The organism is Nocardioides sp., from assembly GCF_016462705.1.
GTDB lineage: Bacteria > Actinomycetota > Actinomycetes > Propionibacteriales > Nocardioidaceae > Nocardioides.
The window spans coordinates 13,497-21,619 of the sequence record NZ_JAEMSS010000065.1; the positions used below are offsets into that span (position 1 = coordinate 13,497).

Consider the following 8,123-nt stretch of genomic DNA (forward strand, 5'->3'; position numbering starts at 1 on the left):
ACGGCGCGTCGGGCAGCGTGAGGTTGGTCGGGCTCTCACCGATGGGCCGGCCCAGCGCCGCGGCGACCGCCGGCACGACGTCGCCGAGCGACCGGTTCGAGTAGGCCGGCTCGACGAACCCCGTCGTCACGGGGCGGTCACGCGTGCGTGCGTGCCGAGAGCTGCTCGGCGAAGGCCAGCAGGCCACCCACCGCGTCAGCGCCGTCCGCCGCCGCGGAGACCCGGAGGGAGAAGTCGTCGGCGGAGAGCACCCCGGTGTAGCCGTGGTCGGCCTCGCAGCTCGGGTCGTCGCAGCCGGCGGGCTCGAGGTCCATCCGGCTCACCCCGCCCCAGCCGATGGTCATGACCGCCTCGGCCGGCTTGGTCGTGCCGGACGTGGGGTTGGCGACCATCCGGGTGACGACCACCGACTTGACCGCCGACAACCGGATCGCCTCGGTGCTCGTCGAGGTGTAGGGCTCGGGCAGCAGGTCGTCGCCCGCGTGCTCGTCGGTGTGCACCAGCACCAGCCGGCTCGGCGTCAGCACGATCACGCTCAGGTGGCGGCGCACCTCGTCCCGGTCGAAGGTCGGCTCGTGGTGGACGTAGAAGGAGACCACCGGCTCGTCGGCCAGGGCCGCACCGACGGCGTCCGCGACGACCTCGGGGTAGTAGCCCGTGTGGTCGATCGCGGCGCGCAGGTCGCGCCTGCGGTCCCGGTCCTCGGTCGTGCGCAGCGGCATGGGTTGCAGTCTGTCACGGGGTCCCGACTCGCCGGTCAACGCGCTTCTGGATCGGGTCCGTTGACCGACCGCCCGCCGTCCACCGGCAGGACGGCCCCGTTGACGAAGCCGGCGCCGTCGGAGAGCAGGAAGGCGACGGCCTCGGCGACCTCGGCCGCTGTGCCGACCCGTCCGAGGGGGTGCAGCCCGGCCATCTGGGCGTCGACCTCGGGGTGCGCCTCGCGGTAGTCGTCGTACCTGGAGGTGCGGATCGAGCCCAGCGCGACCGCGTTGGTGCGGACCCCGTCCGGCCCGTGGTCGACGGCCAGCGCCCTGGTGAGCCCCTCGACCGCGGCCTTGGCGGTCGCGTAGGGCAGGGCTCCGCGGACCGGGCGCTGGGCCTGGTGCGAGGAGATGTTGACGATCGCTCCCGGCCGTCCGTGGGCGACGAAGTGGTTGACGGCGGTATGGCAGCCGGTCAGCGCCATCGCCAGGTTGGCCGTGATCGCCTCCAGGACGTCGACGGGCGGGGTGCTGGTCAGGCTGGCCTCGGGGAAGACCGCGGCGTTGTTGACCCAGCCGACGAGCGGGGCACGGGCCTCGGCCTCCGCGGCAGCCCTCGCGGTCACCTCGGCATCGGACGCGTCGCCGGTCACCAGCCGGACGTTCGCAGGCGCCGCACCGAGCCCGGCGAGGTCGGCGAGGTCGACGACCACCACGGTCGAGCCGTCGGCGGCCAACCTGTCCACGATGGCCCGCCCCACCCCCTGGGCTCCACCGGTCACCACGTACGACGTCATCGGACCGATTCTCCCAGGTGCGTGTGACCACACGGAGCAGGTGTGCGTCGGAGAGAGTGAGGGTCCACCGTGGACCCATCCAGGAGTGAGATGTCCCAGCACGGGCCGGCCGCACACGACCGGGAGTTCGAGGAGTTCGCCAGGACGCGCGCCGGACAGCTCTACCGGTCGGCGTGGCTGCTCTGCGGTGACTCCCACCAGGCCGAGGACCTCGTCCAGGAGGCGCTGGCGAAGGTCTACGCGCGGTGGCGGGGGCCCTTCGGTGGCCGGATCGACAACCCGGCGGCGTACGCCCAGACGACCCTGACCCGGACGTTCATCAGCGGGCGGCGCCGGCGCAGCAGCGGGGAGGTGCCGTACGCCGACCTGCCGGACGCGCCGATCGCCGACCCGAGCGCCGGGTCGGACCTCCGGCTCGACCTGGAGGACCTGCTCGGAGGCCTGTCCGCCACGGACCGGGCCGTGCTGGTGCTGAGGTTCTTCGAGGACCTCGGCGTCGACGAGGTGGCGCAGCGACTGGGGCTCACTCCCGGTGCCGTGAAGAACCGGAGCATGCGGGCGCTGGCCCGTGCGCGGGACAGGAGCACCACGTGAACGACGACACGCACACCCTGCGCCAGGCCGCCGCCCGGCTGGAGCCGGACGTCGACCTGCTCGTCGCCGGCGCCACGGCGCGCGGCCGTCGCCTCCGGCGGCGCCGGCGGGTCGCCGCCGGGGTCGCCGCGGCCGCCGCCGTCGGCGTGGTGGCCACCGGGGCCGCCACGGTCCCGTCCCTGCTCGACAGCGAGGCGAAGGCACCCGACCGGTCCGGCTTCGCCGACGGCACCTCGGTGGCGCCGGACCCGTCGCCGAAGACCTCCCCGATCCCCTCGGAGGTGAAGCCCGACGAGCCGTTCCAGTCGCCGCCTCCTGGGTCACCCGACCCCTCGGTCCGGGCCAAGGAGATGCCCGGACTGGTGACCAGGCTCTTCCCCGGCGAGGTGACCGACGCCGCCGAGCGGACTGGGCAGATCATGAACGGCGGCGAGAGCTTCCAGGTCGCGCACTTCCGGTGGAACGGCTACCTCATGTCGGTCGGCGCGACGAGTGCCGGTGGTGGAGACCCCATGGCCCGCTGTCGGGACAACGCCGGTGACGGCGCGGTCTGCGAGCGCCGTGAGGACGACTCGGCCCTGCTGACCTGGCAGGCGACCGGTCCCGCCTCGGACGGCGGCGTCACCGGCCGGGGCGTCACGCTCTACGTCCAGGGCTGGGACGTCTTCGCGATCGCCTACAACGCCGCGGACGGCAAGGGCTCGCCGCTGCTCGCCGACGAGCCGCCGTTCACCCACGAGCAGCTGCTGACCATCGTCGACGACCCCTCGTGGTTCGACTGACCGGCGCCGCGCCCTCGGGCTCGGGGTCCGCTCGGTGTCGGACCCCCGTGCTCTACTCCGGGAGTGCACAAGGTCGTCCTCGGCGCGCTGGTTCGCGGCGGCCTGGTCCTCCTGGTGCACCGGCGTGCGGACAAGCGTGCGTACCCGGGAGTGTGGGACCTGCCCGGCGGGGTCATGGAGGCCGGCGAGTCCGAGCTGGCCGCTCTCACGCGGGAGCTGCACGAGGAGCTGGGGGTGCGCATCGCGCCGGGCACGGTGACCCACCTGTGCCGATGGACCGCAGGAGCGGCGGGCGAACCGGTCCTCCTCAGCGCGTGGGTGGTGCGTGACTGGCACGGCACGCCGGCCAACGTCGCCCCCGAGGAGCACGACGGCCTCGGCTGGTTCGGACTCGAGGAGCTGCCTCCTCCCGTCCACGACGACATGCGCGCGGCTCTGGTGAGGGCGATGGCCAGCCACCCAGGCACCCACGCTGGGTCGACCGACTGAGCCTCACGAGTCGGTGATCGTCCCGGCATGCCCTGGCTCATCGCCGGGCACAGTCTGGCCGGGCCCCTACAACCGCGTCGCGGTCCGCACCAGCCCGGCCACGCCGGGCGAGGTGCTGTGCGGGGGCCACGCGATGACGGTCGTGACCTGCGGTGCGTCGGAGAGCGGGACGACCGCGAGGCCGTCGCGCAGGTTGGCGCGGGCGGAGTCGGGCAGCATGATCGCGGTGCGGCCGAGCCGGACGAGCTGCAGCACCTGCGTGAGGTCGCGCAGCTCGGGGCCGGGCCCGTCGGGATAGCTGCCGTCGAGGTGCGGCCAGCGCGGCAGCGGCAGGTCGGGGACCGACGAGGCCTCCTCGACCGTCAGCGACGTCGCGGAGCTCAACGGGTGGCCGGCGGGCAGGATCAGCACCTGCTCCTCGACCAGCAGCTGCTCGACGTCGAACCCGCTCAGGTCGTCGAACGGCCGGTGCAGGATCGCGACGTCGGCGCGCCCGTCGCGCAGCATCAGGGCCTGGTGGCCCGGCGGGCTCAGCACCACGTCGACGTCGACGGCGCCCGGTTCGGCGGCGTAGGCATCGAGCAGCTTGGCCATCAGCTCGCTCGAGGCGCCGGCCTTGGCGGTGAGCACCACCGGGGCGCGGCCGGCGGCCGCCACGGCTCGCCGGGTCCGCCGCTCCGCCGCCTCGACCGCGGCCAGCGCGGCGCGGCCCTCGCGCAGCAGGGTCTCGCCGGCGCTCGTGAGGGTCATGCCCTGCGGCGTACGGGTGAACAGCTGGGCCCCGAGGCGTCGCTCGAGCTGCGCGATCGCTCGCGAGAGCGGTGGCTGGGCGATCCCGAGCCGCTCGGCGGCCCGGCCGACGTGCGACTCCTCGGCGACGGCGACGAAGTAGCGCAGCTCCCGGGTCTCCACGGCGTCGAGGGTACGCCGCCTGACCTGGCGTCATACCCCTGCGGTATCGACCCGCACCCGATCGGTCTTGGAACCGCGCGCCTGCGCGAGCACACGATCGAGGCATGACGAACACCCCCGACCACAGCACCGACATCAGCACGAACGAGAAGACCGCCCTGGTCACCGGCGCCAACAAGGGCATCGGCTACGAGATCGCCGCGGGCCTGGCCCGGCTCGGGTTCCGGGTCGGGATCGGCGCCCGCGACGAACGCCGCCGCGCGGACGCCGTCGACAAGCTCCGCGCCGAGGGGCTGGACGTGTTCGGCGTGCCGCTCGACGTCACCGACGACGCGAGCGTGGCAGCGGCGGCGGCACAGCTCGAGGAGCAGGGCGGTCTCGGCGTCCTGGTCAACAACGCCGCCATCACCGGCGGGATGCCCCAGGAGCCCAGCCAGGTGACCGCCGAGCAGGTGCTCGAGGTCGTGGACACCAACGTGGTCGGCGTCATCCGGGTGACCAACGCGATGCTCCCGATGCTGCGCCGCGCCTCGTCGCCGCGCGTCGTCAACGTGTCCAGCACGGTCGGCTCGCTCACCCTGCAGACCGCTCAGGCGGAGGCCGTCGGGCCCATCTCGGCGGCGTACTCCCCCACCAAGACCTACCTCAACGCGATCACGATCATGTACGCCAAGGAGCTCGCCGGCACCGGGATCCTGGTCAACGCCGGGTGCCCGGGCTACGTCGCGACGGACCTGAACGGCCACCAGGGCTACCGCACGCCCGAGCAGGGCGCCGCGATCTTCCTCGAGCTCGCGACGCTGCCCGACGACGGTCCGAGCGGCACCTTCCGCGACGAGACGGGCATCCAGCCCTGGTGAGAGCCGCGCGCCCTACTCCGGGATCGTGTCCCCCGGGTGGCTCGGCATCCGCCGCACGAACCAGTCCGACCGCGGGTCGGCCACCGGTTCCACCCGGGCGGACGCGGTGAGCACCGACAGCGACGAGACGCCCGCCAGCACCAGGGAGAGATCGAGGGAGGCCACCTGAGGCAGGTCGTGCTGGAGGCGCGCGACCCGCAGGATGAGCTGCTCGACGGCGTTGATGTCGACCGGCTCGGAGCCGCGGTAGCCGAACAGCATCGGCGCCGAGCGGATCTCCCGGACCATCGCGGCCGCGTCCCGGTCGCCCAGCGGGGGGATCCGGTAGGCCTTGTCGCCGAGCAGCTCCGTGAGCGGGCCGGAGATCCCGAAGGACACGACCGGACCGAACAGCGGGTCCTCGATGGACCGGACCGCGATCGGTACGCCGGGTGGCGCGTTCTTCTGGACGACGTAGCCGGCCTGCTCGGGCGGACCCACCAGGTTCCGCAGCGTGTTCCAGGCGTCCTTCATCTCCTCGGCGTTGTCGACGTTGCGCCAGACGTGCGCCAGGTCGGGGCGCTCACGGAGGTGCTCCGCGGTCGCCTTGAGGACGACGTCCCAGTCCAGCTCGCGCCCGGCCGCCTGCGCCTGGCGCAGCGACGACACCGGCACCGTCGGCCAGAGCTCGATGCCGTACGCCGCCAGCAGCGTCTCCAGCTCGGTCGCGTCCAGGACCGCGCCGTCGGGGTGGCTGGTCAGCGCCTGGCCGACGACCTGGCGGCCCGCGACCGGGTCCAGGTGCTCGGGCGCCAGGAAGCTGCCGTCGGGGGTGCGCAGCCAGACGGCGTACTCCACGACCTTGGCCAGCGCCCGGACCGCCGCCTCGACCGCGGGGTAGGACGGCACGGAGCCACGGCCGGCGGTGGACCCGGTGACGTCGGGGACCCGCAGCAGCTCGGGGACGCCCTCGGCACCGAGGAACGTCGAGACCAGGGGCTTGTCCGACTGCTCCCCCACGGCGGCCAGCACGTTGGCGATGTGCTCGCCGGCCACGTTGAGGGGCGGGATGTAGACCGCGACCACCGCGTCGACCTCGGGGTCGTCGATGGCGTTGTCGAGGGCGTCCTCGAAGTCCTCCGCGGTCGGTTCGGCGTCGAGGGCGACCTGCCGGTTGACGACCAGCCCGACGGAGACCGCCGCGTCCGCGGCCAGCAGACCGAGCGCGTCGGAGTTGCCGACGATCGCGACCCGGCGGCCGCGCGGGAGCGGCTGGTGGGCGAGCAGCTGGGCGACGTCGAACATGTCGTCGAGCGTGTCGACCTGGATCACGCCGGCCTGCCGGAACATCGCGTCGACGGCCTGCGGCGGGGCGGCGATCTTGCGCACCGCGTGGCCCATCGGGACGCCCTGGGTCGTCCGCCCGGAGCGGACGGCCACGATCGGCTTGCGCAGCGAGACCCGGCGGGCGATCCGGGAGAACTTGCGCGGGTTTCCGATCGACTCGAGGTACATCATCACGACCTCGGTCGAGTCGTCCTCCTCCCAGTACTGCAGGAGGTCGTTGCCGGACACGTCGGCGCGGTTGCCGGCGCTGACGAACGTCGACAGGCCGAGACCCCGGTTGTTGACCTTCTCCAGGATCGCCGAGCCGAGCGCGCCGGACTGGCAGAAGAACCCGGCCCGGCCGCGCGGCGGCATCAGCCCCGCCAGGGACGCGTTGAGGGAGACGTCCGGGTCGGTGTTGATGATGCCCAGCGCGTTGGGGCCGATCAGCCGCAGGCCGTAGGAGCGCGAGAGCCCGACCAGCCGCCGCTGCCGCTGGCGGCCCTCCTCGCCGGTCTCCGCGAAGCCCGAGGAGATGACCACCAGGCCGTGCACGCCCTTGGACGCGCAGTCCAGGACCACGTCCGTCACCGAGTCGGCGGGCACCGCCACGATCGCCACGTCGACGTCGTCGGGGATGTCGCCGACCGAGTCGTATGCCGGCATGCCGGACACCGCCGCCGCGCTCGGGTTGACCGCGTAGACCCGGCCGGTGAAGTCCCCGGTCACCAGGTTGCGCACCAGCGCCTGGCCGATGGTGTCCTGCCGCCGGCTGGCGCCGATCACCGCGACCGACCGCGGGTTGAAGAAGCGGTGGATGGACGCCGACTCGGCCACGTGCTCGCGGTTGGACATCGCGCCGACCAGCGTGTCGGTGGGGTCGATGGGGAACTCGAGCCGGAGCACGCCGTCGTCGTACTGGCTGACGACCCGGTAGCCCGCGTCCCGGAACGTCTGGATCATCGGCTGGTTGTCCGGGAGCACCTCGGCGACGAACCGGTCCAGCCCCCGCTCGCGGGCCGCCTGGGCCAAGTGCTCGAGCAGGACCTGGGCGATCCCCCGCCCCTGGTGCTCGTCCTGGACGAGGAAGGCGACCTCGGCCTCGCCGGGCTCCACGACGTCGTAGCGGCCGACCGCGATCATCCGGTTCTTCAGCAGCACGACGAAGGCGACCCGGCCGACGTGGTCGACCTCGGTGAACCGGGCCACGTCGCGGTCCGACAGCTTCGGCATCGGCGAGAAGAACCGGTAGTACTTCGACTGGTCGGAGACCCGCGAGTAGAACTCGACCATCAGGTCCTTGTCCTCGGCCCGGATCGGCCGGACGTGCGCCGTGCTGCCGTCCTTGAGCAGGACGTCGGCCTCCCAGTGCTGGGGCGGGGCCTCGGCTGCGGTCACGCCTGGAATCTACCGGCCACGGGGCCTCCGCCGTGGCCGGACCGCGATGGCCGCGGTCTGTTGAGACACCGGTCACCGGCGCACGCAGCCTGCCGCTGACCACCGCTTCTCCCCAGCCCGGCGTGGCCCGTCGGTCTGACGACCGGCGGCGGGAGAGAATCGCCCCATGGCCCGGCGTTCCGCGACTCCCCCGCCCCCCGAGGACTTCGAGGAGCACATCCTCGACATCGACGTCGGCGACGAGATGCGGGCCTCGTTCCTCGAGTACGCCTACTCCGTCAT

The 8,123-nt window shown here is 73.2% G+C and carries 8 protein-coding genes; 4 read left to right on the forward strand and 4 right to left on the reverse strand.

The genetic code is table 11. The features are described from left to right. Positions 1-137: 137 nt before the first annotated feature. Together JHD21_RS10255 and JHD21_RS10260 are read right to left on the reverse strand one after the other, a co-directional pair. The gene (locus JHD21_RS10255; RefSeq protein WP_292674352.1) at positions 138-722 is read right to left on the reverse strand and encodes a DUF5998 family protein; all 585 of its coding nucleotides are present in this window, start codon (positions 720-722) and stop codon (positions 138-140) included. A gap of 35 nt (positions 723-757) precedes the next feature. Next, positions 758-1,501 carry an SDR family oxidoreductase gene (locus JHD21_RS10260; RefSeq protein ID WP_292674356.1) on the reverse strand — a complete coding sequence of 248 codons (744 nt, stop codon included), beginning with the start codon at positions 1,499-1,501 and terminating at the stop codon, positions 758-760. A gap of 90 nt (positions 1,502-1,591) precedes the next feature. Between JHD21_RS10260 and JHD21_RS10265 the strand changes: the two genes are divergently transcribed. From JHD21_RS10265 to JHD21_RS10275, 3 genes are all read left to right on the forward strand, one after another. Then, a complete protein-coding gene (locus tag JHD21_RS10265; protein WP_292674359.1) occupies positions 1,592-2,095 on the forward strand; it encodes a SigE family RNA polymerase sigma factor in 504 nt (167 codons plus the stop codon). Further along, a complete protein-coding gene (locus tag JHD21_RS10270) occupies positions 2,092-2,877 on the forward strand; it encodes a hypothetical protein (protein ID WP_292674362.1) in 786 nt (261 codons plus the stop codon). The genes JHD21_RS10265 and JHD21_RS10270 overlap by 4 nt, the downstream gene beginning before the upstream one ends. A gap of 63 nt (positions 2,878-2,940) precedes the next feature. Then, a complete protein-coding gene (locus JHD21_RS10275; protein ID WP_292674364.1) occupies positions 2,941-3,366 on the forward strand; it encodes an NUDIX domain-containing protein in 426 nt (141 codons plus the stop codon). Positions 3,367-3,432: 66 nt separating this feature from the next. Here the strand turns inward: JHD21_RS10275 and JHD21_RS10280 are convergent, their stop codons facing one another. After that, positions 3,433-4,278, reverse strand: a complete 846-nt coding sequence (locus JHD21_RS10280) for a LysR family transcriptional regulator (protein WP_292674367.1) — start codon at positions 4,276-4,278, stop codon at positions 3,433-3,435. A 104-nt stretch (positions 4,279-4,382) separates the two neighbouring features. Here JHD21_RS10280 and JHD21_RS10285 point away from each other — a divergent pair, with 104 nt between their 5' ends. Then, a complete protein-coding gene (locus tag JHD21_RS10285; protein WP_292674370.1) occupies positions 4,383-5,138 on the forward strand; it encodes an SDR family oxidoreductase in 756 nt (251 codons plus the stop codon). A gap of 12 nt (positions 5,139-5,150) precedes the next feature. On the opposite strand, the gene JHD21_RS10290 is transcribed toward JHD21_RS10285, so the two are convergent. Then, entirely contained in the window at positions 5,151-7,841 is a 2,691-nt protein-coding gene (locus JHD21_RS10290; protein WP_292674373.1) for a bifunctional GNAT family N-acetyltransferase/acetate--CoA ligase family protein, read from the reverse strand. Positions 7,842-8,123: the final 282 nt, after the last annotated feature.